The sequence below is a fragment of the Delftia acidovorans NBRC 14950 genome (assembly GCF_001598795.1).
Classification (GTDB): Bacteria; Pseudomonadota; Gammaproteobacteria; order Burkholderiales; family Burkholderiaceae_C; genus Comamonas; species Comamonas acidovorans.
Genome location: NZ_BCZP01000003.1, coordinates 172,098 through 196,596 on the forward strand (window position 1 = coordinate 172,098; position 24,499 = coordinate 196,596).

The following is a 24,499-nucleotide window of genomic DNA, read 5'->3' on the forward strand; positions in this document are numbered from 1 at the left end:
GGCAGGATCAGGAAGTACGGCAGCACTGCCGTGCTCCAATCAAGCCATGCCCACCGAACCGAGCCTTGACGACCTGCGCCGCCATGCCGTGGCGCGCACCCTGTTCACACCGACCACCCTGCCTGCGGCCATACAGCGCCTGGGCTTTGTGCAGGCAGACCCGATCCGCGCCCCGGCCCGGGCGCAGGACCTGACGCTGCGCCACCGCGTCAAGGACTACCGCGCCGGCGACCTGGAACGCCGCTACGCACGCCTGGCGATCGACGAGGACTGCCTGGTCAACTACGGCTTTCTGCCCAGCGAGCACCTGGCGCTGATGCACCCGCGCCAGGCCCGCAAGGCCTGGGATGCCGAGACGCAGCGCAAGGCCGCCGAGGTGCTGACCTTTGTGCGCGAGCGCGGCGCCGTGCATCCGCGCGAGGTGGAGCAGCATTTCTCGCACGGAAGCGTGAAGAACTACTGGGGCGGCTCGGGCAGCGCCAGCACGCAGTTGCTCGACGGCATGCACTACCGGGGCCTGCTGCGCGTCAAGCGCCGCGACAGCGGCACACGCGTCTACGAGGCCATCGCTCACCCGCCGGCCGACGACAGCCCCGCCGCCAGCGCCCGGCGCGCCGCCGCGCTGATCGACCTGGTGGTGCGCAAGTACGCACCGCTGCCAGCCCCCAGCCTGACCTACCTGGTGCGCCTGCTGGGCTACGGCGCCCCCCATCTGGCGCAGCAGACCCAGGCGGCGCTGCGGCTGGCGCGCGAGCAGCTGGCCAGCTGCCGCATCGACGGAACCACCTGGTACTGGCCCGCCGACGAAAACCCGCGCTCGCGCCGCCATGCCATTGACGAGCGGCTGCGCCTGCTCGCGCCCTTCGATCCCGTGGTCTGGGACCGGCGCCGCTTCACGCTGCTCTGGGGCTGGACCTACAAGTTCGAGGCCTACACGCCACCGGCCCGGCGCCAGCTCGGCTACTACGCCTTGCCCATGCTCTGGCGCGGCCAGGTGATCGGCTGGGCCAACCTGCAGGCGCGCGACGGCCGGCTGGAGCCGTCATTCGGCTATGTGGCCGGCGCGGCGCCCGGCGATGCCACCTTTCGCAGCGCGCTGGATGAGGAGCTGCAGCGCATGGAGCAGTTCCTGGCGCCGCGCTGAGGCGCATGCACTCGCCCCCTGCGCGTGGTTGCCGCCCCACAGGAGCAGCGGCAAGGCAGCTCAGGGGCAGTCCGTTCACAAGGTTCCGCGCAGCGTGAGCGTGGCATTGCGCGGCATGCCGTAGTGGGTGCCGTTGCGCGCGCCGCCCACGGCGGCCCAGTAGACCTTGTCGGTCACGTTGCCGATGTTGAGCGCCGCCGTCCAGTTGCGGTTGATGCGGTACGAGGCGCGCAGGTCCAGCACGGCATGGCCGGGGTTTTGCACGGTGTCCACGCGGGCATGGCTTTGCGCCGAGGTTGGCGCCCACCTTCCAGGCCGACCATTCGCCGGGCAGCGCGTAGCTGGTGGACACGCGCAGCAGGCTGCGCGGGGTGTCGGTGCTCAGCGAGAGGGAGAAAACAGTGGCAGACAGCATCGAGAAAGTCGCCATCATCGGCGGTAAGACGGCAACCTACGGTGGCGCCATCAGTGCCGTGGTCAGCGGGCTGACGATTTCCGAAATCGGCGTCATCGTGGGCATCATCGTCGGCGTGGTGGGTCTGCTGCTGGGCCAGTATTGGCAATGGCGCAAGGACCGGCGCGAAGAACGCGCGCTCACCGCCTGGCTGGAAAACGAGGCCGGTGGGGAGACCGTCCTATGAAGTGGCCAGCAACATCAAGATTGCTGCAGGAGCCTCGGCGGTGGCCGTGGGGGTGGCTGGTCTGCTGGCTCAGTTCCTGCCCGTGGAGGAAGGCCGCAGGCTGGGCGCATACCGCGACCCCATCGGCATTCCCACAATCTGCGAAGGCTGGAGCCGTGGCGTGCAGATGGGCGACCGCGCCACGCAGGCTGAATGCGACCTGCTGACCCGCCAGGGCATACAGGAGGCCTGGGAAGTCTTCGAGCGATGGGTGCCCGCCCATGTGCGCAACGGCATACCTGACCAGACCCTGGCCGCCTTCCTGAGCTTAATCTACAACGTCGGGCCAGGGCAGGCGGGCACCCCCGACGAAAGCCACATGTTTAGCGCGCAGGTGCCGCGGGGACTCAACCGCGCGCCGAGGGGGAACATGGGGGGACGGATGCATATTCCTTCACCAGCCCCTTTCCGTAGTGCGGTTACGGCGCCCAAGACGGGCTTGAGCGGGTCGAATGCGGCTCAACCAATGGGGGAGCTGTCATGAGCAGGCTATTCGCGTTGTCGCGCGTTTAAGTGGCCGCGCTGACTGACAGTCTGTCTATGCCGGTGCCTGGCACCGGAGCGATTGCAAAGTGGACTCTATGCCCGGCACCCGGACCGGTACGCGTACGGCCGACCTACTGCGCTGGGCTGAACGTCACTACCAGTCCAATTTAAATACAATAATCCTTGATCCTCAAGGATTGCAATTAACAAAAATTAATGACCAATGGGCCAAATCGAAATAAAGGCGCAAAATGCATAAAATAAACCTGCACTCCGACATAATTCCAGGAAAATCTGCTGCCGGACTTGATTTAGGGATAAATTTCAGTGAAATTAACGATTTAATAACTAATCCGATTCAATGGAAGAGGGAGGATGGACAGGTTCAGTCAGTCATATTAAACGAATCTGGATGGATTTTTGTTCCAACTAGAACAAATAATGCATCACCAGACTCTCCACATATTAATGGCCGTTATTATTACAACTTCGGATCAATTGAACTGAATTTCAACTCAAGTGGAGATCTTGTGCTTATAGCATTATCAAATAAATATCAAGGCCTTTTCTTGAATTCAATTGGCATTGGTGACAAATTAGCAAAAGTTGAAGATTTTTTCAAATTAAAATACGACGACATCGAAGAGCTTCATTATCCATCCGTCAATTCTGAAATTTCTGGAATAATTTTTCAAGCCGAAGAATGCTCTCTAGAAGAATCTCCAAACCAAGATATTTACAGAATTATAGTTGAGCGCTCAATATAACATTTATTGGCCATTTTTCTATTGGATAAATAATATTCTCCTCACGGATTTCACAGTTAAGATGTTCAGTCCCACAGTGAGATGGTGCGAATGAAGTCTAAAGCGGCTTGGATCTTTTCCCCCATGCCTCGCAAATCGCCCGGAATGGTGTCTTCCACCTGAGCGCCTTCAGTGCGGGCCGCGAAATCTTGAGCTCTGTGTTTACCAGAGGCGCCAGTACGATTGGGCGTATTATCCCGGGTGGCTCTGCACGGGTGGGTGCAGCCGCCGTTTTCGAGTCTGGTGCTACTGCGACGCCGAAAGGCGGGCCAACGCTCATTAATGGCATTTTGGTTTCAAGCATGAAGCTCCGCCCCAATGCCGAAATTTATGGCAAAGCCGTAACCCGTATAACAGCTGATATTTCTGTGCTGCTGCAAAAAGCAGGCTATAGCGCTGAAGAGTTGACGGAGTATAACTTTGTACGACTCACTGAGGGGAGTACGCCGCCCGAGTGGCTTCAAGCAGAGACGCGCTTGTCGAAACCTCTTTCTTACATTCTTTGCATTTCGTCAGCGCCATGAGACCTCACTCCACAGAAAAAGACAACTACTTTTCGTCTTTTGAATTATTAACGAATTTTTGAGCAATTGAAATTACGTCTTTCAAAGTCTTGATGTCAAGACTTCCATGACCCGCAGAACTAGGTCGATCGGGCCAAGTAAAGTCGCGCTCTAGCAATTTTCCAAGATGAGTCTCCAGTATTGAAGATGAATCACCTTCATCACATGCAAACTTCAACAACATAATTTTGTCAAAAATCGCTTTTATTTTCAATAACTCGATTGTCCCATCCACATAATTACGGTACTGACGCAGATACCACGCACTAATTATCTCGATAGCAAAAAATAATGAGGCACAAGAGACAACCCCAAAGATATGCGCATTAGAAAATCCATAAAAATGAAATATCACCTGCCACACAACAACGGAGACAAAGAAAAAAGATAGACCAAATAATGCATAGCCTCTACCTGCATCGAGCAACTCAGAGGCTTTTTCATCATACACCACAGACTGCTGCTGTAATGATTTAGTAATTTCAACTATAGCAGCTTTGAAACTATCAGGTGCTTTATTCTCTCCAATTTCAGCAGATCTTTTATCACCACCCTGGATATCCCCGCCCATAAGTGAGGCACGCCGAAACACATCTACGTCTGATATATTGCTTAGACTATTAATGTATAAAGACAACCCAAAAATGGAAACCCCAGCACCACAGATTACCCAGAATCGCTCCGCAATAAAGACCCAAAACCCTCTTAACCCTTGTAAATCGTAAGAAAATACAGCCATAGCTGTGAAAATAAGACCAAACAGCATTGCTGAAAGACCTTGTATTCTCCGACTTCTCTGCCCTTTAATTCTTTCTACTTCATAGAGCTGCTGGGCAACATACTTTTTATTTAACTCTTCCCTTTGGGTCTTGAGTCTGTCAAAAATCTTATCATTATCAATTTCCGACATATTTACCTAAATCTCGGACAACAAACCAATTAAAAAAGATCAAAACCGCCGCCCATTCCACCCATAAACAACCCGCCCACAGATACGCACCTGATGCACCCATTGAGCACCTCCACAGTGCGCACATTCGGGTTGTCGCTCGTCACTTCCAACTGCCCATCAATGCGCCGCGTAACGCGCTTGATGAAAAGCTGCTCATTGGCAACCAGCACATAGACGCCACCCGGCCCGCGTCAAGCGCATAGTCCCAGGCCGCCCCAAGCTCTGAGCGCAGGCTGTTGGCCAGCACGGGCGTCTTGACGGCCACGCCTTCCAGCAGCGAGAACGCCATGCTGCGCCCAACGTCTGCCGGCTCCAGAGCGTGAATCTTGGTGGTGTAGTTGACCAACAGGCGCCGCGCTTCGGCGCTGCCCTTGGGCTTGCGGTGCCGCTCAACATGCCCCTGCAGGTAGTCCTCAAACAGATACCGCACGGTATAGATTCCGTCGCGGCCCCGCACATCGGATCGGGCTTGGGCGACAGCGGCTGCACGCCGCTTCTCCCTGGCCAGGTCCTCACCTGCATCACGTCTTCGCTTGAGCTGCTCCCACACAGCGAGCGCGCTGGGGTAGCTCATCTCGGGCCATTGGCCCATGGCAATCTGGCGCATGTCGCCGTCCACGGGGCTCTTGTACCGATATGTCCATGTGCGCCGCGTGGCAGTGGCCACCAGGCGAAGGCCCGGGGCGTGATCGACAATAATGTGCTCCCCCGGCTCCAGCGACTTGGCCCGGCGTGCGTTGAAACTCATGGCGCCTCCGTATGCGGCGCAGGTTTCCAAATCGGCCCCAACCTGTTCGGCGTAACTTCTTCAAAAGGACGCCGAAAAACTTACGCCAAAGTGCGCAGTGTAGATGGGTTTAAGCGGGACATAGTTGGACTGTATATAAAAACAGTCAACAAACCCAAGTGATTGATTTCAAAAGTAATGAGCGAAGATATTGAAGTGAATCAGGCACTTAGCGAAATACCTTTGGCGTCACATACGCCCATGATGCAGCAGTACCTGGGCATCAAGATCAACTACCCCGACACGCTGGTTTTCTACCGCATGGGGGATTTCTACGAGCTGTTCTTCGGGGATGCGGAGAAGGTGGCGCGGCTGCTGGACATTACGCTGACCACGCGCGGGCAGACGGCGGGGCAGCCGATTCCGATGGCGGGCGTGCCCTTCCATGCGCTGGAGAACTACCTGGGCCGGCTGATCAAGCTGGGCGAGTCGGTGGCGATCTGCGAGCAGGTGGGCGAGGTGGGCGCCGCCAAGGGCCCGGTGGAGCGCAAGGTGGTGCGCGTGGTGACGCCGGGCACGCTGACCGACAGTGAGCTGCTGTCGGACAAGAGCGAGGCGATCTTGCTGTCCCTTCACACGGCCGGGCGCCAGCGCTGCGGCCTGGCCTGGATGGCGGTGACGCAGGGGCGCATCCATCTGGCCGAGTGTTCCCACGATGAGCTGGGCGCCTGGATTTCACGCATTGCGCCCAGCGAGCTGATCTACAGCGCGGGCGTGACCGAGCGTTTCGAGCAGAGCCTGTTCGCGCTGCGCCATGGCGGCTCCATTGCCTGCCCGCTGTCGCCGCGCCCCGACTGGCAGTTCGACGGCGGCCTGGGCGAGCGCAAGCTGCTGGAGCTGCTGGGCGCGGCCAGCCTCAAGGCCTGGGAGGCCGAGGACCTGCCGCTGGCCCATGGCGCCAGCGCCGCGCTGCTGTCGTATGCGGAGCACACGCAGGGCCGCAGCCTGTCGCACATCCACGCTCTGCAGGTGCAGCGCGACGATGAGTTGATTGCGCTGCCGCTGGCCACGCGCCGCAACCTGGAGCTGGTCAAGACGCTGCGCGGCGAGGATTCGCCCACATTGTTCTCCCTGCTGGACACCTGCATGACGGGCATGGGCAGCCGCCTGCTCAAGGCCTGGCTGCTGGAGCCGCGCCGCGACCGCACGCAGGCCATGGCCCGGCTGGAGGCCACGCGGGCGCTGCAGGGCGCCAGCGCAGGCGGCATGGCCGCGCCCTGGCAGCAGTTGCGCGAGCAGCTCAAGGGCGTGAGCGATGTGGAGCGCATCACGGCGCGCACCGCGCTGCGCCAGGTGCGCCCGCGCGAGCTGGTGGGACTGGGCCGCACGCTGCACAAGGCCGCCGTGCTGGCCCAGGCCGGGCAGACGCCCTCGGCCCACCTGACCCAGCTGTTTGCCGACCTGCAGCCGCCCGAGGGCTGCGCCGAGCTGCTGGTGCGCGCCATCATGGAAGAGCCGGCCGCCCTGGTGCGCGACGGCGGCGTGTTTGCCACGGGCTACGACGCCGAGCTGGACGAGCTGCGCGCCATCCAGAACAACTGCGACGATTTCCTGCTGGAGCTGGAGGCCAAGGAAAAGCTGCTGACCGGCATTCCCAACCTGCGCGTGCAGTTCAACAAGGTGCACGGCTTCTATATAGAGATCACCAACAGCTACAAGGACGCGGTGCCCGAGCGCTACCGCCGCCGCCAGACGCTGAAGAACGCCGAGCGCTACATCACGCCCGAGCTCAAGGCCTTCGAGGACAAGGCCCTGTCCGCGCAGGAGCGGGCGCTGCAGCGCGAGAAATTCCTCTACGAGCAGTTGCTGGACCAGCTGCAGCCCCATGTGCCGGCGCTCACGCGCGTGGCCGGTGCCATTGCCGCCATCGACGTGCTGTGCACGCTGGCCGAGCGCTCGCTGACGCTGAACTGGTGCGCGCCCGAGTTCGTGAACCATCCCTGCATCGAGATCGAGGCCGGCCGCCACCCCGTGGTGGAGGCCCGCATGGCCGAGACCTCCAGCGGCAGCTTCATCGCCAACCACACGCGCATGAACGCCAACACGCGCATGCAGATCATCACCGGCCCCAACATGGGCGGCAAGTCGACCTATATGCGCCAGGTGGCGCTGATCGTGCTGCTGGCCAGCATGGGCTCGCATGTGCCGGCGTCCAGTTGCCGGCTGGGGCCCATCGACGCCATCCACACGCGCATCGGCGCGGCCGACGACTTGGCCAATGCCCAGTCCACCTTCATGATGGAGATGACCGAGGCCGCGCAGATCCTGCATTCGGCCACGCCGCACAGCCTGGTGCTGATGGACGAGATCGGCCGGGGCACCAGCACCTTCGACGGCCTGGCGCTGGCCAGCGGCATCGCCACCCAGCTGCACGACAGGACGCGCGCCTTCACGCTGTTTGCCACGCACTACTTCGAGCTGACCGAGCTGCCGGCCAAGGCACGCGCGGCCGTGAACATGCATGTGAGCGCGGCGGAGTCCGGCCAGGACATCGTCTTCCTGCACGAGATCCAGCCCGGCCCGGCCAGCCGCAGCTACGGCATCCAGGTGGCCAAGCTGGCGGGCATGCCGGCCGGCGTGCTGCACCACGCGCGCCATGCGCTGGAGGCACTGGAGGCCCATGCCGACGAGGGCCGCCTGCAGGTGGACCTGTTCGATGCGCCCGACATGCCCGAGCCCGAAAGCCGCCACGATCCGCTGGCCCAGGCGCTGGCCGCCATCAATCCCGACGCACTGAGCCCGCGCGAGGCGCTGGAAGCCCTTTACCAGCTCAAGAAGATCGCCGCCTGAACGCGGTCAATCGCCTCGCACTAAACTTGCCATTTCCGCAGATTCGGACGCTTCCATGACTTATTGCGTTGCCATCAAGCTCAACGCCGGCCTGGTTTTCCTGGCCGACTCGCGCACCAATGCCGGCCTGGACCAGATCAGCTCGTTCCGCAAGCTCATGGTCTACGAGAACCCCGGCGACCGCTTCATGGTGCTGCTGTCGGCCGGCAACCTGTCCATCACCCAGTCCGTTCGCGAGCTGCTGGAGAGCCAGCAACTGCGCGACGAGGCCACGGGCGACATGCTGACCATCTGGAACGTGCGCAGCATGTTCGATGCGGCCCGCGTGCTGGGCGCGGCCGTGCGCCATGTGTTCGAGCGCGACGGCGTGGCGCTGTCGCGCTCGGGCGTGGACTTCAATATCTCGCTGGTGCTGGGCGGCCAGATCCAGGGCGAGAACATGCGACTGTTCCAGGTCTACTCGGCAGGCAACTTCATCGAGGCCACGAGCGAGACGCCCTACTTCCAGATCGGCGAGTCCAAGTACGGCAAGCCCGTGCTGGACCGCGTGATCACGCCGCGCACGCCGCTGGACGAGGCCGCCAAGTGCGCCCTGGTGTCCATGGACAGCACGCTCAAGTCCAACCTCTCGGTGGGCCTGCCGCTGGACCTGATCGTGTACGAGAAGGACCGCTTTGCCTCCGACAAGATCGTCAGCATCGACGAGAGCAATCCGTATTTCCGCATGCTGCACGACAGCTGGGGCGAGCGCCTGCGCCATGTCTTCGACAGCATCGAAGACCCGGCCTGGGAGGGCAGCGATTCCGCGGTGCCCATTCGCGTGCACAGCCGCCAGGCCCAGCCGCTGACCAAGGTCACCGCGCCGGCAGGCGCCCTGCGCTCGTCGGCGCGCAGCATGGGCCGGCTGCCGCCTGCGGCGCTGCGCCAGCCCTATCACAGCGGCACGGGTGCAGGCCTTGGCACCTCCACGGCCGACGGGCTGGCCACCTCGCCCATGACGCCCCTGCAGCCGGGCCCGGCATCGCCCATGCGGCCGGACGCCGGGCAACCCTCCGGCCACCAGCAAGGCTTGCCGGATGCTCCGGACCGAACCGGCCAGGAGCCCCAGCCGTGAACGCGGCCCGGCCCGCGCAGCGGGCCGACAGCGATGGGGGCACGGGATCGGCACCGCTGCCCGTGGTCTTCTCGCATGCCAACAGCTTTGCGCTGCCCACCTACCGGCTGCTGTTCTCGCTGCTGGCCGAGCGCGGCATCGCGGCGCAGGGCGTGGAGCGCTTCGGCCATGACCCGCGCTTTCCCGTCACCAACAACTGGCCCCACCTGGTCGAACAACTGGCCGAATTCACGCGCGCCGAGGTAGAGCGCGTGGGCGGTCCGGTCTTTCTGGTCGGGCATTCGCTGGGCGGTTTCCTGAGCGTGATGACGGCTGCACGCCACCCCGAACTGGCGCGCGGCGTGCTGCTGATCGACTCGCCATTGCTCAGCGGCTGGCGTGCCAATGCCGTGGGCGTGGCCAAGCGCACGCAGCTGGTGGGCTCGGTCTCGCCGGGCAAGATCAGCGCCCGCCGCCGCAATGCCTGGGACAGCGACGAGGAGGCGCTGGCCTACTTCCGCGCCAAGAAGGTGTTTGCGCAATGGCACCCGCAGGTGCTCCAGGACTATGTGCAGGGCGGCCTGGCCGATGTGGACGGCCGGCGCATGCTGCACTTCACGCGCGAGGTGGAGACCGCCATCTACAACACCTTGCCGCACAACCTGGCCTCGCTGCTGCACCATCATCCGCTGCGCTGCCCGGCGGCCTTCATCGGCGGGCGTGCCTCGGTGGAGATGCGCCAGGTGGGCATGGACCTGACGCGCCGCATCACGCGCGGGCGCGTGATGATGCTGGACGGCAGCCACCTGTTCCCCATGGAGCGGCCCCACGCCACGGCCGCCGCCATCGAGGCCGCACTGCTGAACCTGCTGGGCTCCGAGGCCTGAACCGGAGCTTCAGGCACAAAAAAGACCCCCACGCTCCCCTTGCTGCGCAAGGTCCGCTGCCCCCCGGGGGGGCCGCTTTTTGTCTTGGGGCGGCCCGGCGACAAAAAAAGCCACCCTTGGGGTGGCTTTTTGCATGGGCGGCGCAGGCTGTCAGGCCTCGCTCCAGGATACGACCCCGGTGAAGGCCGTCACCAGCACGATGATGCCGAAGGCGATGCGGTACCAGGCAAACGGCACGAAGCTGTTGGTGGAGATGTAGCGCAGCAGCCAGCGCACGCACAGCCAGGCGCTGATGAAGGAGAACACCAGGCCCACGGCGAACATGGGGATGTCGGCCACCGACAGCAGGGCGCGCTCCTTGTAGAGGCTGTAGACGCCGGCGCCGATCAGCGTGGGAATGGCCAGGAAGAACGAAAAGTCGGTCGCCGCCTTGCGCGACAGGCCCATCAGCATGCCGCCGATGATGGTGGCGCCGCTGCGGCTGGTACCGGGAATCATGGCCAGGCACTGCACCAGGCCGACCTTGAGGGCGTCCAGCGGCGTCATCTCATCCACGGTCTGCACGCGCATGGCCGAGGCGGGCCGGCGTTCGGCCCACAGGATGACGAAGCCGCCCAGGATGAAGGTGGTGGCCACCACGGTGGGCGTGAACAGGTGCGCCTTGATGAACTTGCCGAAGATCAGCGCCAGCACCACGGCCGGCAGGAAGCCGATGATGACGTTCAGCGTGAGCCGCTGCGCCTGGCGGCTGGTGGGCAGGTCGACCACGGTGGAGCGGATCTTCTGCCAGTACACCAGCACCACGGCGAAGATGGCGCCGGTCTGGATGGCGATGTCGAAGACCTTGGCCTTGGCATCGTCGAAGCCCAGCAGCGAACCGGCCAGGATGAGGTGGCCGGTGGAGGAGATGGGAAGGAACTCCGTCAGCCCTTCCACGATGCCCATGATGGCGGCCTTGACCAGCAAAAGAATGTCCACGGCAAGCGTCCTGTCGCAATGCAAAAGTGGGCCATTATCTGCGCTGGCCATGGCCTGCCGGTGTCCGCCTGCCCGCCTGTCAGCGGCAATCGCAAACTTTTACAACGCGCAGCCCGCAACGTTGCTGCGCGCCCGGCACTGTGCTGCAATGTGGGTGCGCTGGACTTCAGCGCGCCTTCAAAACCATTCCATCATGAAAAAAATCGTTGTTCTGGCAGTTGTCTCCCTGGCCTGCAGCATGGGCATGGCCGCAGGGGACAAGGCTCCCACGGCCCAGCAAAAGCTGATGGGCACCTGCAACACCGAAGCCACCGGCAAGAAAGGCGACGAGCGCAAGGAGTTCATGAAGTCCTGCCTGTCCGACGGCAAGAAGCGCCAGCAGGAACGCATGAAGACCTGCAACGTGGACGCCACGGGCAAGAAGGGTGATGAGCGCAAGGCGTTCATGAGCGAATGCTTGAAGAAGGACTGACCCCCTGAGGCGCTGTGCGCCTTCCCCCTCTCGCTGCGCGGGGGGGACGACACCCTCGCTGCGGGGCGGCCCTTCCTCGGTGTCCCTCGCTTTAGGGCGCGCCAGTCGGGATGGCCTTGAGCCCGTCAAGCATTGCAAAAAGCCACCGTTTTCGGTGGCTTTGCTGTTTAGGCGGATAGTTTTCTGATTTGGCTATCAATGGAGCCGTGTACTACCGACAGCCGTTCAAACTCGCAGGGCTCAAGCGCGGGCAGCCGAGCAAGGGCCGCCCCGCAGTGAGGGCTGCGTCCCCCTCCGCGAAGCGAGAAGGGGGAAGCGGCGCAGCCGCTCAGGGGGTCATCTTCCTGGCCCTTCGCTTGCGCCACCAGATGATGACGCCGGTGATCGACAGGACGGCGACGAGCACGCCGACGAAGGACATGAGCACGCGGCCGGGGGTGCCGAGGATGCGGCCGCTGTGCAGGGGCAGTTGCAGCTGGACGAAGACGTCGGCTGCGGTGCCGTGCCAGGGGCGGTAGGTGCCCAGGACTTCGCCGTTGTCCGAGCTGACGTAGATGTTGGACAGGCCCATGCCCATGGCGCCGGTTTCGTCGTGCGGGTCGAAGAAGGAGATGTTGTAGAACGGGAAGTCGCCGCCCCACCAGATGCCGCCTGCGGGCTGGGCGAAGCCCAGGCGCTTGGCCTCGCTCTGGGCGATGGCGATGGCCTGGGCGAACGAGACCTTGGGCACGAGGAGCGTGCCCTGGGGCGCAGGCTTGAGGGTTTCGTAGGGGCCGGGCGTGGTGGTGGAGACGGTGCTCATCACCGGGTAGAAGACTTCGCGGTACAGGTTCAGCGAGAACGAGGTGAAGGCCACGATGACGATGACGGCCCAGACCCACAGGCCGCCCGCGCGGTGCAGGTCGAAGTTGAGCTTGTAGGCGCCGCCGCCCCAGCGCACGCGCCATGAGGGCAGCCAGCGCCGCCACCACGATCCCACGGCCGCCGTCAGGCGCGGGGTGCTTTTCCTGAGCTTGACGGGAAAGGTCAGCAGCAGCGCGACAAAGCTGTCGGCCACCCACAGCAGGGCCAGGCTGCCCATGAACCAGTAGCCCCAGCGGTCCGTGCCCCAAAAGCGCGGGGCCAGCAGGCTTTCGTGCAGGTGGCGCAGCCAGGGCATGAGGTTGCGCTGGCTGAGCGCGAAGCTGCGCCCGTTGCGCTGGCCGGTGATGTGGCCGCTGACCGGATCGACGAAGACCGTGTCATAGCCCAGCGCAGGCGCCTGGCCCGTGGCCGGGTCGGGCCGGGGGCGCACCATGAACATGGCGGCTTCGCCCTCGACCAGGCCCAGGGTCATGTAGCTGATCTCGGCGCGCGGCTCGCTGGCCTGCACGGCGGCGGCCAGCTCCAGCGGGGTCTTCAGCGGGCCGCGTGCCGGGGTCTCCAGCATGTCGGCGTTGAGCCATTCGTCGATTTCATGGTCCCAGGACAGCACGGCCCCGGTGAGGCCGGCCATGGTGAGGAAACCGGCCAGCACCAGGCCTATCCAGCGGTGCACCACCGTCCACAACGCGCGCATGCTTCAGATCGCTCCGGCTCAGAAGTCCACCGATGCGCTCAGCGAGAAGGTGCGCGGCATGGACTGCACCAGGTAGTTGGCGCCCGGGTAGCCGCCCACGGACGACCAGTAGCCCTTGTCGAACAGGTTGTCGATGCGCGCGCGCAGGGTCAGCAAGCGGTTGTTGCCGATGTCCATGAGATAACGCGCGCCGATGTCGGTGCGCGTCCACGAGGCCACCTTCAGCGTGTTGGCGCCGTTGGCGTACTGGCTGGAGGTGTGCATTACGCGCGCATTGAGGGCCAGGCCCGAGACGCCGGGCACATCCCAGTCCACGCCCAGGTTGAGCAGGCGCTTGGGCACGCCGATGGCGTAGTTGCCGATGGTGGTGGCATCGGCGGCCTCGCGGATCTTGGCCTCGCTGAAGGTCACGCCGCCCAGCACGCGCAGGCCCTTGACGGGTTCGCCGAAGACCGTGGCCTCCAGGCCGCTGTTGCGCTGCTTGCCGTACTGGCCGAAGACCTGGTTGGCCACATAGGCCGAAGGCATGTCCGTGGTGTACAGCGCCACCGTGGCGCCCAGCTGCTGGCCCTGCCACTTGAAGCCGATTTCCTTCTGGCGCGACTTGTAGGGCGCGAACACCTGGCCGCCGTTGGACACGGGCAGGTCGTTGGCCGTCTGCGGCGCCACGGCGCCCTTGGTCAGGCCTTCGATGTAGTTGGCGTAGATCGAGGTGTTCTCGCTGGTCTTGAACACCAGGCCCAGCATGGGCGTGGTGGCCGACTTCTTGTAGTTGTCGGTCTGCGCGCCCGTGTTGTAGTCGTAACTGCTTTGCTCGATGCTCTGGCGGCGCACGCCCACGGTCAGGCGCAGGCGCTCGTCCAGCATCGTCAGCGTGTCGCCGATGGCGAAGCTGTTGAGTTGGGTTTCACCGGCACGCGTGGGATCGGCCAGATTGCCGCCGAACAGCGTCATCGCCGGGCGCGCGCTGCTCCAGGGGTTGTAGATGTTGTTGACCACGCCAAAGCCCATGCCCCAGGCATTGCGCTCGGTGGCCGAGTAGGTGCTGGCCGTGGCCACCAGCTCATGGCCCACGCTGCCCGTGGCCAGGCGCGTGCGGATGCCGACCTCGCCCGTGCCCACGCTGTCCTTGCGCTTGTTGTCGAAGCGCGTGCCCGTGGTGTCGCCGGCCGCATTGCTCACGGTCACGCCGCTCAGGGAGTTGTCTTCCTTGCCGCGGCGCAGGCCGCCGGCGGCCCAGGCCGTGGTCGTGTCGTTGATGTCCCATTCGGCACGCAGCGTGGCGAACAGGTCGCGCTCGGTGGAGTACGACCAGTTCTGGCCGTAGTTGGTCTTGTTGTCGGGCACGGCCGGGATGAAGTTGCCCGGCGTCACGCTGGGGCGGCCGCCGTTGTAGCTGTTGCGCTGGTAGCCCACGTCGCCCGACAGGCGCACGTTGCGGCTGCGCCAGTCCAGGCCCACGCCCAGGGCGGTGAGCGAGCGGTCTTCGCCATCCACGCCCGTGCCGCCGTCGCGGCGCACGGCGTTCAGGCGGATGCCGGTGCTCTGGTCAGGGCCGAAGCGGCGCGAGATGTCGGTGGAGACAAAGGCCTGGCCGCCCGTCTGGATGCCGGCGCCCACGCGCGTCAGCGCATCGTTGCCGGCGCGCTTGGGCAGCAGGCTGATGGTGCCGCCAATGCCGCTGCCGCCCGGTGCTGCGCCATTGAGGAAGGCGTTGGCGCCGCGCAGCACCTCCACGCGCTCGAAGAACTCCGAGGCGATGTACTGGCGCGGCAGCAGGCCGTACAGGCCGTTGTAGGCGATGTCGTCCGAGTACACCGGGAAGCCGCGCAGCACATACAGCTCCTGGAAGTTGCCGAAGCCGCGCGCCTGGCGCACGCCCGGGTCGTTGAGCAGCACATCGCCCACGCTCTTGGACTGGGTGTCTTCGATCAGCTGCTGCGTGTAGCTGGTGGTGGAGAACGAGGAATTCTTCCAGTCCAGCGTGCCCAGCACGCCGTTGCGCGCGCCCGTGGCCACCTGGCCGCCTGCGAAGGGCTTGGACAGGCCCTGGGCCGATGCGTCGGCACTGGCCTCCACCGTCACGGCCTCCAGCACGGGGTCGCCGCCCCGGGTCTGGGCAATCAGGGCCTGCTGGCTGCACAGGCAGAGAACGGCCAGGGAAATCGGGCGGATGGAGGGCATGAGGATGATACTGAGAATGATTTACAGAATCCGTTAGCTTACCAACCACGTTAGGGCGCCGCTATGAATTTTCTCAATCTGTTGCATCGAAGCAATCCTCCAAGTGATTGAATTCAAAGGCCCTTCGCAATAGTTTGTGCGCACTCCCCATAGCCGCAATCTTCCAACGACCACGGAGATCCCTGCAGCTCGCGGCGCCCCGATGCATCTGGCACCCTGCCGGCGCCCGTCCGTCGCATGGCGCTGGCCCGACCCGCGTCCGGCAGCGACAGTCCTGTCCCATACAGGCCCGCAGAACCGGGCCGCACGCCAGGACACCGCCATGCAAATGACACCGCTGATCGCCATCCACATGAGCGCCGCCCTCGGGGCCACGGCCACGGGTGCCATCGCCTTGCTGGCACGCCGCCAGGCCACCGTCCATCCCCGCCTGCACCGCGCGGCCGGTTACGCCTTCGTCACGCTCATGGTCTGCGCGGCGGTGTCCGCCTGCTTCATCCGCGACTACCGCCTGCCCAACTGGGCCGGCTACACGCCCGTCCACCTGCTGGTGCCGCTGACCTTTGCCGGCCTGGGCCGCTCGTTCTGGCACCTGTACCACGGCAACATCGCCGGCCACCGCAAGATCATGCGCAGCGTCTACATCGGCGCCTGCGTCGTGGCGGGCCTGTTCACCCTGCTGCCCGGCCGCTACCTGGGCGACCTGCTGTGGCAGCAGCTGGGCCTGGCCTGACGCCGCTTTCCTTCCCCCTGACGGAGAACTTCCCATGCGCACCCTCGATCCCCTTGATTCCCTTCATCCCCTCGATCCCTCTGCCCGCCACGACGACGATGCCCTGGAGCGCATGGCGCGCCGCCGCGCAGGCGCCAAGATGGGCTGGATGATCCACGCCAGCGTCTATGTGCTGGTCAACCTCGGGCTGGCGGCGCTGTCGCTGTCCCAGGGCAGGCACTGGGCCATCTTCCCGGCCCTGGGCTGGGGCCTGGGGCTGGCCATCCACGGGGCCGTGGTCTGGCTGGCCCTGCCGGGCAACGGCTGGCACGGGCGCATGGTGGAGCGTGAGCGGCAGGCGCTGCAGTCACGCCAGGGCCGCGCCCGCTGAACGCCGCCATGGGACTACCATTGCTCTCCATGCCCGACCTCGCATCCAACGCCCCATCCCAGCGGGCCGCACAGGGCCACATCGTGGAACGGACCACGCTGCTGCGCCACGGCATCGCAACGACCTCGGCCTGCGCCCTGATTGCCGCCGCATTCAGCCTGAGCAACCATGGCCGCTGGGACGTGAACCTTATCTACTCGCTGTCGATTGGCCTGACCAGCTGGCTCACCATCGAACTGGGCCGCTGGCGCCTGACGCGGGGCCAGGACATTCCCTGGCCCGGCGGATGGCGCGGCGCCGCGCTGGTGGTGGCCGGCATCGTGACGGGGTTCGTGATCGGATCGCTGATCGGCACGGCCTACAGGCAGTGGGCCGATCCCGACGCCAGCACGGCCCTGATGCACCGTCTGTGGATACCGCTGGCCGTCACCATCGTCGCCAGCACGGTGATGTCGCTGGCCTTCTTCCTGCTGGGCTACTCGCGCCACCTGCAGATGCAGGCCGAGCAGGCCCGCCGCCAGGCGGCCGAGGCCAAACTCACCCTGCTGCAGGCCCAGCTGGAGCCGCACATGCTGTTCAATACCCTGGCCAACCTGCGCGTGCTGGTGGCCAGCGACCCGCAGCGCGCCCAGGCCATGCTGGACCATCTGATCGCCTACCTGCGCGCCACGCTGGGCGGCTCGCGCAGCACCGAGCATGCGCTGGGCGAAGAGTTCGCACGCCTGCGCGACTACCTGGCGCTGATGTCCATCCGCATGGGCCCGCGCCTGCAATACACGCTGGACCTGCCCGAGGACCTGGCCCAGGTGCCCGTGCCGCCGCTGCTGCTGCAGCCCCTGGTGGAAAACTGCATACGCCACGGACTGGAGCCCAAGCTGGAAGGCGGACATATCGCCGTGCGCGCGCGCCGCATGGACGGCGGCCCGTTGGAGCTGACCGTGACCGACAACGGCATGGGCCTGGATTCCGGTGCGCCCGCCCTGCCCGGCAGCCGCTTCGGCACGGCCCAGCTGCGCGAACGCCTGGCCAGCCGCTATGGCGACGCCGCGCACTTCGAACTGGCCGCCCTGCCCGAAGGCGGCACGCTCGCCCGCATCACCCTCAAATGCACCCCCTGAGTCGCTTCGCGCCTTCCCCCGTGTGCACGGCGCCCTCTCTCGCTTCGCGGGAGGGGAACGACACCCTCGGTGCGGGGCGGCCCTTCCTCGGTGTCCCTGAGTTGGGCCGCGCCAGTTTCATACGCTGTCGGCAATGCGCAAGTGAAATAGAAGACTGAAATGACCTCCTCCCCCCGCGCCCTGATCGCCGAAGACGAACCCCTGCTGGCCGAGGACCTGCGCCAGGCCCTGGCCCGCGCCTGGCCCGAGCTGCAGATTGCCGCCATGGTGGGCGACGGCCTGAGTGCTGCCCGGCAGGCGCTGGCGCTGCAGCCCGATGTGCTGTTCTTCGACATCCGCATGCCGGGCCAGAGCGGCCTGGAGGCTGCCGCCGAACTGGCCGACGCCTGGCCCGAAGCGCAGCCGTTTCCCATCCTGGTCTTCGTGACCGCCTATGACCAGTACGCCATGGACGCCTTCGAGGCCCAGGCCGTGGACTACCTGCTCAAGCCCGTGCAGCCCGAGCGGCTGGCGCGCAGCGTGCAGCGCCTGCGCGAGCTGCTGGCCCAGCGCACGGTGGCCCCGGCCGGCGCTGCCCTGGCGCAGGCGCTGGAGCAATTGCGGCACCTGGCCGGCGCCACGGCCCCCGCCGCCACCGCTACCGAGCCGCCGCTGCAGATGATCCAGGCCGGCGTGGGCACGCAGATCCAGATGGTGCCCGTGCACGACGTCGTCTACTTCGAGGCGGCCGACAAGTACGTGCGCGTGCTCACGGCCTCGCATGAGTACCTGGTGCGCACGCCGCTCAAGGAGCTGCTGCCCCGTCTGGATGCCGAGGAATTCTGGCAGGTGCACCGCGGCACGGTGGTGCGTGCGGCGGCCATTGCCAATGCCCAGCGCGACGAGGCTGGCCGGCTGTGGCTGCAGCTGCGCGAGCGAGGGGAAAAACTGGCCGTCAGCCGCCTCTACGCGCAGCGGTTCAAGGCGATGTAGGCGGCGATGTAGACGCGCTCCGGTCAGCGCAGCGGCGGCTGATCGGGCAGGTCCAGCACGTCGTCCCAGGCCACGCCCTGCATCTCGTCCCAGTGCGCGACGATCACGCAGCGGGGGCCATGCCCGGCCACGGGCGCAGATTGCTGGCCGGCCCGGTTCAGCCCCGCCAGCGTGCGCTGCACATGGTCGATCGACCCCCGGTCCAGCGCGGCCAGTGGCTCGTCGATCAGCAGCAGCGGCACGCCGCTGGCCCAACCCGCCGCCATCCACAGCTTGCGCAGGCTGCCCGTGGACAGGGCCAGCAGGGGCTTGTGCAGGTGGGGCTCCAGGCCCAGGCCGTCGGCATGGGCCTGCCATGCCGCCTCGCTCCACGCCGGGTGCAACTGCCGCTGTGCCTGCACCCATTCCTGCGCGGGCCGGGCGCGCTCGGCATTGGACAGTTCGGCGCGCGGGTCGCGCCAGAACAGCGCGGGGCGCTGCGAGGGGTCCGGCTGCTGCGGATACGCCAGGCGCCCGACCTGCAAGGGCAACTGGCCGGCCAGCATTTGCAGCAGGCTGGTCTTGCCGCAGCCCTCGCCGCCGCGCACCAGGCACAGGCCCACGGGCCAGTCGTGCGAGGCGCCATCCCACAGCAGCAGGCCCGGCTGCCCGAAGCGCAGGGACTGCGCGCTCACCATCGGCGGCGCCATCGTTTGCTGTGCGGTATCCATCTGAATGTCTTTCCGGTTCTGCGATGCGGGCGATTGTGCACGCGGCACAATGCCGGGCTTTCCCTTTTCCAACTACGCACTACGCATGCGGACCGCCACCATGACCCTCGACTACCTGGATTTCGACTACAGCGAAGACGACGAAGGCACGGGCTGCTGGGACGCCATGGCCAGCGTGCCCGCCACGCGCGTACCGGCGCTGGCGGCCGAGGTGGAGCAATTGCTGGCCTGGGCGCACCGCCGCTTCAAGGGCCGGCGCGGCCCCATCGAGGAAGGCGGCGACTGGGACTACGAGCTGCAGGCCCAGGACGACGGCGGCCAGCCGCTGGCCTGGCGCTTTGACGCAGCCACGGCGCGCCTGCAATCCGTGGCGGCGGGGGATGGCCGCACCACGGTGAACCTGTCGATCAGCGGCAGCGCGGCCTTCGGCGAAGCATTGCGCCAGGCCTTCGAGCTGCAGGACTGAACATCAGCGCGGGACAGCCTGCGGCCCCTGCACGGAGGCCGGACCCAGCGGCTGCCACCACCCGGCCACGTTCTTGAGCAAGGTGTTGACGGCGGCCAGCCGCCGGTTGCGCACATCGATCAGGCTGCGCCGCGCCGACAGCACCGTGGTCTGGGCGCTGAGCACATTCAGATAGGCCACCGTGCCCGCGCGGTACTGGTTGTTGACGACATCCAGCGCCTTCTGCGCGGCGGCCACGGCCTCGATCTGCACCTGCTGCTCGCGCGCCAGGGCGGATGCGGCGACCAGGTTGTCCTCCACCTCCTGCAACGCCGTCAGCACGGTCTGGCGGTAGGTGGCGGCGGCCAGGTCCAGCGAGGCACGCGCCGACTCCACGGCCGCCGTGCGCGCGCCGCCGTCGAACAGCGCCAGCGCCAGCGACGGGCCCAGCGACCAGAACAGGTTGGGCGCACTCACCAGGTTGGACAGCGATGCACCCCGGTAGCCGGCCGTGGCCGACAGCGTGAGCGCCGGGAAGAAGGCTGCGCGCGCCACGCCCACCTGGGCATTGGCGGCGGCCACGCGGCGTTCGGCCGCTGCAATGTCGGGGCGCTGCTCCAGCAGTTGGGACGACAGCATGGCCGGCACCTCGGGCGGCGGCGGCAGTTCGGCGCCGGCCTCCAGGCTGAAGGCGGCCGGCGGCAGGCCCAGCAGCGCGGCCAGGGCGTGCTCCAGCTGGGCGCGGCTGGTCTGTGCCTCGATGAGCTGGGCCTGGGTGCTTTTGTACTGCGCCTCGGCCTGGGCCACATCGGCCGACGAGGCCACACCCGCGCGGTAGCGGTTGTTGGTGAGCTTCAGGCTTTGCTCGTAGCCCTGCAGCGTTTCCTGCAGCAGCCGCACGCTGGCGTCGGCCGCGCGCAGCGAGAAATAGGTCTGCGTGATCGATGCCTGGGCCGACAGCCGCGCGGCGGCCAGGTCGTCGCTGCTGGCCTGGGCGCTGGCCTGGCTGGCACTGACCGTGCCCGACACGCGGCCCCACAGGTCCAGCTCCCAGCTGGCGTTCAGGCCCAGCGAGTAGTTGGTCGAGATGTTGCCGCTACTGCCGGTGTTGCCGCCCGTGCCTGATGCACCCGATGCACCGGAAGCCCCGCCGCTGCGCGAGCGCGTGGCGCCGGCCGTGCTGCCCAGCGTGGGGAACAGCCCGGCCTGGCTGCTGGCCACGGCCGCCTGCGCGGCACGCAGGCGCGCGGCGGCCTGGGCAATGCTCTGGTTGCCGGTGGCGGCCTGCTGCTGCAGGCGGTTGAGCTGCTCGTCGCCGAACAGCTCCCACCAGTTGTCGGGCACTTGCGCGCGCGACGGATCTGCGGGCCGCCAGATGCCGGCCTCGGCCGCCTCGGGCGTGGCTTCCTTGAACTGGGCCGGCACATCGAGTGCGGGGCGCTGGTAGGCGCTCTGCGTGGAGCAGCCGGCCAGCAGCGCGGCGGCCAGCCAGATCGCCGGGGTTTGGAGTGTCTTCAGCTGCATGGCCTTGGGCTTTCGAATTCGGTTCACTGGGGTGATGCGGCGGGCACAGGGGTGCCGCGGTCCTTGCCCTGCACGCGGCCACGCAGGCCCATGACACGCTGGCGCAGCCTGTCCAGCAGCACATAGACCACGGGCGTGGTGTAGAGCGTGAGCAGCTGGCTCAGCATCAGGCCGCCCACGATGGCAATGCCCAGCGGCTGGCGCAGCTCGGCGCCATCGCCCCGGCCCAGGGCCAGCGGCAGTGCGCCGCAGATGGCCGCCAGGCTGGTCATGAGGATGGGGCGCAGCCGCAGCTCGCAGGCGCGGTAGATGGCCTGGGCGGCCGTGGCATGGCCGGCGCGCTGCCGCTCCAGCGCGAAGTCGATCATCATGATGGCGTTCTTCTTGACGATGCCGATCAGCAATATCACCCCGATCAGCGCGATCAGCGAGAACTCCGTCTTGAACAGCATCAGCGCCATCAGCGCGCCCACGCCGGCCGAGGGCAGCGTGGACAGGATGGTCAGCGGATGCACCAGGCTCTCATAGAGCACGCCCAGCACCAGGTAGATGGTGATGATGGCCGCCAGGATCAGCAGCGGCTGCCCGGACAGCGCCTGCTGGAAGGCCCCGGCCGTGCCGCTGAAGCTGCCGCGCACCGACACGGGCACGCCCAGCTCGGCCACGGCCGCGCGGATGGCGTCGCTGGCGTCCGACAGCGCCACGCCCTCGGCCAGGCTGAAGCTGATGGTGCTGGCCGGCGTGCCCCGGTCGTGGTTCACGGACAGCGGCGTATTGGTGGTGGTGATGCGCGCAAACGAGGTCAGCGGCACCTGCACGCCCTGGTTGTTCACGAAGAAGAAACCGCGCAGCGTCTCTGGGCTTTGCAGGTAGCGGGGCGCGGCCTCCATCACCACGCGGTACTGGTTGAGCGGGTTGTAGATCACGCCCACCTGGCGCTGGCCGAAGGCGTTGTTGAGCGTGCCGTCGATCTGCGCCACCGTCAGCCCCAGGCGCGTGGCCGCGTCGCGGTCGATCACCAGCGAGGTCTGCAGGCCGAAGTCGGACACATCGCTGTTGACGTCCGTGAGCTGGGGCAGCTGCGACAGCACCTGGCGGATGCGCGGCTCCCAGGTGCGCAGGTCCTGGATGTCGTCGGCCTGCAGCGTGTAGTCGTACGAGCCCGAGCTTTGCCGCCCGCCGATGCGGATATCGCTTTGCGTGACCATGAACAGCCGCGCGCCGGGCTCGTTCTTGAGCTTGTCGCGCAGGCGGTTGATCACCTCGTCGGAAGACACCTTGCGCTCGGCCAGCGGCTTGAGCGACATGAACATGTTGGCCGCATTGCGCTGGCCGCCGCCCGTGAAGCCCGTCACGTACTCCACGGCCGGGTCTTCCTGCACGATGGACAGGAAGCGCTTGAGCCGCTGCTCCATGGCCTGGTAGGAGGTGGACTGGTCGGCCCGGATGAAGCCCATCACGCGGCCCGTGTCCTGGCTGGGCATGAAACCCTTGTCGATGGCCATGTACAGGTGCACGTTCAGCGCCACCACGCCGGCCAGCACCAGCAGCACCAGCGGCTGGTGGCGCAGGCACCAGGCCAGGCTTGCGCGGTAGCCGGACATGGCACGCCGCTCGGCCCGGCCCACCCAGGCGCCGAAGCGGTCCCAGGCGCGCTGCAGGCCGTTGCGCGGCCGGCCCGGCTGCGGCACGCGCTGTGGCCGCAGCAGCGCCGCGCACATCATGGGCGTGGTGGTCAGCGACACCACCATCGAGATCAGAATCGCCGCCGACATCACCACCGCGAACTCGCGGAAGAACCGCCCCACGATGCCGCCCATGAACAGGATGGGCACGAACACCGCGATCAGCGACAGGCTCATGGACACCACGGTGAACCCGATCTCGCGCGCCCCGTCCAGCGCCGCGCGCAGCGCGGTCTTGCCGCGCTCCATGTGGCGCATCACGTTCTCCAGCACCACGATGGCATCGTCCACCACAAAGCCCGTGGCCACGGTCAGCGCCATCAGCGACAGGTTGTCCAGCGTATAGCCGGCCAGGTACATCACGCCGAACGTGCCCGCCAGCGACACCGGCACGGCCACGGCCGGAATCAGCGTGGCCCGGCCATTGCGCAGGAACAGGAACACCACCAGGATCACCAGCGCCACGGCGATCACCAGCGCCCGCTCCACCTCCACCACCGAGGCACGCAGCGTGGGCGTGCGGTCGGACACGATGGTCAGATCGATGGCCTCGGGAATGGACGCCTTGAGCTGCGGCAGCAAAGAGCGCACGCGCGCCACGGCCTCCAGGATGTTGGCGTCCGGCTGCTTGAAGATCTGCAGCAGGATGGCGGGCTTGCCATTGGCCACGCCGTAGTTGCGCACGTCCTGCACCGAATCCGTGACATCGGCCACGTCCTGCAGCCGGATCGCATTGCCATTGCTCCAGCGCAGCACCAGCGGCGCATAGTCGGCCGCCACGCGCGCCTGGTCATTGGCGGTCACCTGCCAGTAATGGTCCTCGCGCTCCACCGCGCCCAGCGGCCGGTTGGCATTCGTGGCCGAAATGGCGGTACGCACCTGGTCCAGCGACACGCCATTGGCCGCCAGCTTCACCGGGTCCAGCTCCACCCGCACGGCCGGCAGCGCCCCGCCGCTGATGGACGCCTGGCCCACGCCCTCCACCTGCGAGAGCTTCTGCGCCAGCACGGTGGACGCCGCGTCATACATCTGCCCGCGCGTCAGCGCGCTGGACGTCAGCGCCAGGATCATGATCGGCGCATCGGCCGGATTCACCTTGCGATACGTAGGATTGCCCGGCATGCCCGAAGGCAGCAGCGTGCGCGCCGCATTGATGGCGGCCTGCACATCGCGCGCCGCGCTGTCCACCGTGCGCGACAGATCGAACTGCAGCGTGATGCGCGTACTGCCCAGGCTGGAGCTGGACGTGATCTCATTGACCCCCGCAATCGCCCCCAGCGCCCGCTCCAGCGGCGTCGCCACCGTGGCAGCCATCGTGTCGGGGCTTGCACCAGGCAGGCTGGCCGACACCGAAATCGTCGGATAGTCCACCTGCGGCAGCGGCGCCACCGGCAGCAGGAAATACGACACCGCCCCCGCCAGCGCCAGGCCGATGGTCATCAGCATGGTGGCAATGGGCCGGAAGATGAACGGCGCCGAGAGATTGGAAAGCTGGCTCATGATCCAGCCCCAAAAATCCCAGGCCGAGCGAAGCGATGGCCCGAGCAACCTCCCCTTCTGCC

The 24,499-nt window shown here is 65.9% G+C and carries 23 protein-coding genes; 14 read left to right on the forward strand and 9 right to left on the reverse strand.

All coding sequences use genetic code 11. The annotated features are described in order from the left end of the window. Window positions 1-46 precede the first annotated feature (46 nt). Window positions 47-1,144 (forward strand): DNA glycosylase AlkZ-like family protein, encoded by a 1,098-nt coding sequence (locus DA1_RS05200; protein WP_034398283.1) that lies wholly within the window; start codon window positions 47-49, stop codon window positions 1,142-1,144. A gap of 75 nt (window positions 1,145-1,219) precedes the next feature. On the opposite strand, the gene DA1_RS31240 is transcribed toward DA1_RS05200, so the two are convergent. Next, window positions 1,220-1,417, reverse strand: a complete 198-nt coding sequence (locus DA1_RS31240; protein WP_034391344.1) for a TonB-dependent receptor — start codon at window positions 1,415-1,417, stop codon at window positions 1,220-1,222. A 128-nt stretch (window positions 1,418-1,545) separates the two neighbouring features. Between DA1_RS31240 and DA1_RS05210 the strand changes: the two genes are divergently transcribed. The 4 genes from DA1_RS05210 to DA1_RS31115 all read left to right on the forward strand — a co-directional run bounded on the left by DA1_RS05210 (window position 1,546) and on the right by DA1_RS31115 (window position 3,640). After that, on the forward strand, window positions 1,546-1,785 hold the full coding sequence (locus DA1_RS05210) for a holin (RefSeq protein WP_043792502.1): 240 nt from the start codon (window positions 1,546-1,548) through the stop codon (window positions 1,783-1,785). 1 nt (window position 1,786) lies between these two features. Beyond that, window positions 1,787-2,308 carry a glycoside hydrolase family protein gene (locus DA1_RS05215; RefSeq protein ID WP_051940571.1) on the forward strand — a complete coding sequence of 174 codons (522 nt, stop codon included), beginning with the start codon at window positions 1,787-1,789 and terminating at the stop codon, window positions 2,306-2,308. Between the two features lie 253 nt (window positions 2,309-2,561). Continuing rightward, window positions 2,562-3,077, forward strand: coding sequence for a hypothetical protein (locus tag DA1_RS30250; RefSeq protein WP_155294187.1), 516 nt, complete (start codon window positions 2,562-2,564; stop codon window positions 3,075-3,077). 107 nt (window positions 3,078-3,184) lie between these two features. After that, window positions 3,185-3,640, forward strand: a complete 456-nt coding sequence (locus DA1_RS31115) for a hypothetical protein (RefSeq protein ID WP_162269874.1) — start codon at window positions 3,185-3,187, stop codon at window positions 3,638-3,640. Between the two features lie 25 nt (window positions 3,641-3,665). Here the strand turns inward: DA1_RS31115 and DA1_RS30265 are convergent, their stop codons facing one another. Together DA1_RS30265 and DA1_RS05220 are read right to left on the reverse strand one after the other, a co-directional pair. Continuing rightward, a complete protein-coding gene (locus DA1_RS30265; RefSeq protein ID WP_155294186.1) occupies window positions 3,666-4,589 on the reverse strand; it encodes a hypothetical protein in 924 nt (307 codons plus the stop codon). A 142-nt stretch (window positions 4,590-4,731) separates the two neighbouring features. Further along, the gene (locus DA1_RS05220; RefSeq protein ID WP_230590732.1) at window positions 4,732-5,379 is read right to left on the reverse strand and encodes an Arm DNA-binding domain-containing protein; all 648 of its coding nucleotides are present in this window, start codon (window positions 5,377-5,379) and stop codon (window positions 4,732-4,734) included. Between the two features lie 240 nt (window positions 5,380-5,619). Here DA1_RS05220 and mutS point away from each other — a divergent pair, with 240 nt between their 5' ends. From mutS to DA1_RS05235, 3 genes are read left to right on the forward strand one after another with little or no spacing between them, the layout of a single operon-like run. After that, window positions 5,620-8,208, forward strand: coding sequence for a DNA mismatch repair protein MutS (gene mutS, locus DA1_RS05225; RefSeq protein ID WP_034391340.1), 2,589 nt, complete (start codon window positions 5,620-5,622; stop codon window positions 8,206-8,208). A 55-nt stretch (window positions 8,209-8,263) separates the two neighbouring features. Then, window positions 8,264-9,322 carry a proteasome-type protease gene (locus DA1_RS05230; RefSeq protein WP_034391338.1) on the forward strand — a complete coding sequence of 353 codons (1,059 nt, stop codon included), beginning with the start codon at window positions 8,264-8,266 and terminating at the stop codon, window positions 9,320-9,322. Next, on the forward strand, window positions 9,319-10,188 hold the full coding sequence (locus tag DA1_RS05235) for an alpha/beta fold hydrolase (protein WP_034391336.1): 870 nt from the start codon (window positions 9,319-9,321) through the stop codon (window positions 10,186-10,188). Before DA1_RS05230 ends, DA1_RS05235 begins: the two co-directional genes overlap by 4 nt. Before the next feature lie 150 nt (window positions 10,189-10,338). Here the strand turns inward: DA1_RS05235 and DA1_RS05240 are convergent, their stop codons facing one another. Beyond that, entirely contained in the window at window positions 10,339-11,166 is an 828-nt protein-coding gene (locus DA1_RS05240) for an undecaprenyl-diphosphate phosphatase (protein WP_034391335.1), read from the reverse strand. 193 nt (window positions 11,167-11,359) lie between these two features. On the opposite strand from DA1_RS05240, the gene DA1_RS05245 reads away from it, so the two are divergent. Beyond that, window positions 11,360-11,638 carry a PsiF family protein gene (locus tag DA1_RS05245; protein ID WP_043781210.1) on the forward strand — a complete coding sequence of 93 codons (279 nt, stop codon included), beginning with the start codon at window positions 11,360-11,362 and terminating at the stop codon, window positions 11,636-11,638. Between the two features lie 328 nt (window positions 11,639-11,966). Here DA1_RS05245 and DA1_RS05250 read toward each other — a convergent pair whose 3' ends face one another. Beyond that, complete coding sequence (locus DA1_RS05250) at window positions 11,967-13,196, reverse strand: PepSY-associated TM helix domain-containing protein (RefSeq protein ID WP_034391333.1); 1,230 nt, start codon at window positions 13,194-13,196, stop codon at window positions 11,967-11,969. Window positions 13,197-13,214: 18 nt separating this feature from the next. After that, window positions 13,215-15,380: a TonB-dependent receptor gene (locus DA1_RS05255; protein ID WP_034391331.1), complete on the reverse strand. Its 2,166-nt coding sequence runs from the start codon at window positions 15,378-15,380 to the stop codon at window positions 13,215-13,217. 322 nt (window positions 15,381-15,702) lie between these two features. Between DA1_RS05255 and DA1_RS05260 the strand changes: the two genes are divergently transcribed. From DA1_RS05260 to DA1_RS05275, 4 genes are all read left to right on the forward strand, one after another. Then, on the forward strand, window positions 15,703-16,113 hold the full coding sequence (locus tag DA1_RS05260) for a DUF2306 domain-containing protein (RefSeq protein ID WP_034391329.1): 411 nt from the start codon (window positions 15,703-15,705) through the stop codon (window positions 16,111-16,113). A gap of 34 nt (window positions 16,114-16,147) precedes the next feature. Further along, complete coding sequence (locus tag DA1_RS05265) at window positions 16,148-16,483, forward strand: 2TM domain-containing protein (RefSeq protein WP_034391326.1); 336 nt, start codon at window positions 16,148-16,150, stop codon at window positions 16,481-16,483. A 29-nt stretch (window positions 16,484-16,512) separates the two neighbouring features. Continuing rightward, entirely contained in the window at window positions 16,513-17,601 is a 1,089-nt protein-coding gene (locus DA1_RS05270) for a sensor histidine kinase (RefSeq protein WP_034391325.1), read from the forward strand. A gap of 159 nt (window positions 17,602-17,760) precedes the next feature. Continuing rightward, window positions 17,761-18,573, forward strand: coding sequence for a LytR/AlgR family response regulator transcription factor (locus DA1_RS05275; RefSeq protein ID WP_034391322.1), 813 nt, complete (start codon window positions 17,761-17,763; stop codon window positions 18,571-18,573). Window positions 18,574-18,596: 23 nt separating this feature from the next. On the opposite strand, the gene DA1_RS05280 is transcribed toward DA1_RS05275, so the two are convergent. After that, window positions 18,597-19,283, reverse strand: a complete 687-nt coding sequence (locus tag DA1_RS05280; protein ID WP_034391321.1) for an ABC transporter ATP-binding protein — start codon at window positions 19,281-19,283, stop codon at window positions 18,597-18,599. Between the two features lie 100 nt (window positions 19,284-19,383). Between DA1_RS05280 and DA1_RS05285 the strand changes: the two genes are divergently transcribed. Next, window positions 19,384-19,749, forward strand: coding sequence for a hypothetical protein (locus tag DA1_RS05285; RefSeq protein WP_012204183.1), 366 nt, complete (start codon window positions 19,384-19,386; stop codon window positions 19,747-19,749). A 3-nt stretch (window positions 19,750-19,752) separates the two neighbouring features. Here DA1_RS05285 and DA1_RS05290 read toward each other — a convergent pair whose 3' ends face one another. After that, a complete protein-coding gene (locus tag DA1_RS05290; RefSeq protein ID WP_034391319.1) occupies window positions 19,753-21,252 on the reverse strand; it encodes an efflux transporter outer membrane subunit in 1,500 nt (499 codons plus the stop codon). A gap of 23 nt (window positions 21,253-21,275) precedes the next feature. Further along, window positions 21,276-24,437 carry a multidrug efflux RND transporter permease subunit gene (locus tag DA1_RS05295; protein WP_034391318.1) on the reverse strand — a complete coding sequence of 1,054 codons (3,162 nt, stop codon included), beginning with the start codon at window positions 24,435-24,437 and terminating at the stop codon, window positions 21,276-21,278. Window positions 24,438-24,499 lie beyond the last annotated feature (62 nt).

Excerpts from the sequence above, each read along its gene's own strand:
- DA1_RS05200 (WP_034398283.1), top strand. The coding sequence starts at position 47 with ATGCCCACCGAACCGAGCCTTGACGACCTGCGCCGCCATGCCGTGGCG.
- DA1_RS30250 (WP_155294187.1), top strand. The coding sequence starts at position 2,562 with ATGCATAAAATAAACCTGCACTCCGACATAATTCCAGGAAAATCTGCT.
- DA1_RS30265 (WP_155294186.1), bottom strand. The coding sequence starts at position 4,589 with ATGTCGGAAATTGATAATGATAAGATTTTTGACAGACTCAAGACCCAA.
- DA1_RS05220 (WP_230590732.1), bottom strand. The coding sequence starts at position 5,379 with ATGAGTTTCAACGCACGCCGGGCCAAGTCGCTGGAGCCGGGGGAGCAC.
- mutS (WP_034391340.1), top strand. The coding sequence starts at position 5,620 with ATGATGCAGCAGTACCTGGGCATCAAGATCAACTACCCCGACACGCTG.
- DA1_RS05230 (WP_034391338.1), top strand. The coding sequence starts at position 8,264 with ATGACTTATTGCGTTGCCATCAAGCTCAACGCCGGCCTGGTTTTCCTG.
- DA1_RS05245 (WP_043781210.1), top strand. The coding sequence starts at position 11,360 with ATGAAAAAAATCGTTGTTCTGGCAGTTGTCTCCCTGGCCTGCAGCATG.
- DA1_RS05250 (WP_034391333.1), bottom strand. The coding sequence starts at position 13,196 with ATGCGCGCGTTGTGGACGGTGGTGCACCGCTGGATAGGCCTGGTGCTG.
- DA1_RS05255 (WP_034391331.1), bottom strand. The coding sequence starts at position 15,380 with ATGCCCTCCATCCGCCCGATTTCCCTGGCCGTTCTCTGCCTGTGCAGC.
- DA1_RS05260 (WP_034391329.1), top strand. The coding sequence starts at position 15,703 with ATGCAAATGACACCGCTGATCGCCATCCACATGAGCGCCGCCCTCGGG.
- DA1_RS05265 (WP_034391326.1), top strand. The coding sequence starts at position 16,148 with ATGCGCACCCTCGATCCCCTTGATTCCCTTCATCCCCTCGATCCCTCT.
- DA1_RS05270 (WP_034391325.1), top strand. The coding sequence starts at position 16,513 with ATGCCCGACCTCGCATCCAACGCCCCATCCCAGCGGGCCGCACAGGGC.
- DA1_RS05275 (WP_034391322.1), top strand. The coding sequence starts at position 17,761 with ATGACCTCCTCCCCCCGCGCCCTGATCGCCGAAGACGAACCCCTGCTG.
- DA1_RS05280 (WP_034391321.1), bottom strand. The coding sequence starts at position 19,283 with ATGGATACCGCACAGCAAACGATGGCGCCGCCGATGGTGAGCGCGCAG.
- DA1_RS05285 (WP_012204183.1), top strand. The coding sequence starts at position 19,384 with ATGACCCTCGACTACCTGGATTTCGACTACAGCGAAGACGACGAAGGC.
- DA1_RS05290 (WP_034391319.1), bottom strand. The coding sequence starts at position 21,252 with ATGCAGCTGAAGACACTCCAAACCCCGGCGATCTGGCTGGCCGCCGCG.
- DA1_RS05295 (WP_034391318.1), bottom strand. The coding sequence starts at position 24,437 with ATGAGCCAGCTTTCCAATCTCTCGGCGCCGTTCATCTTCCGGCCCATT.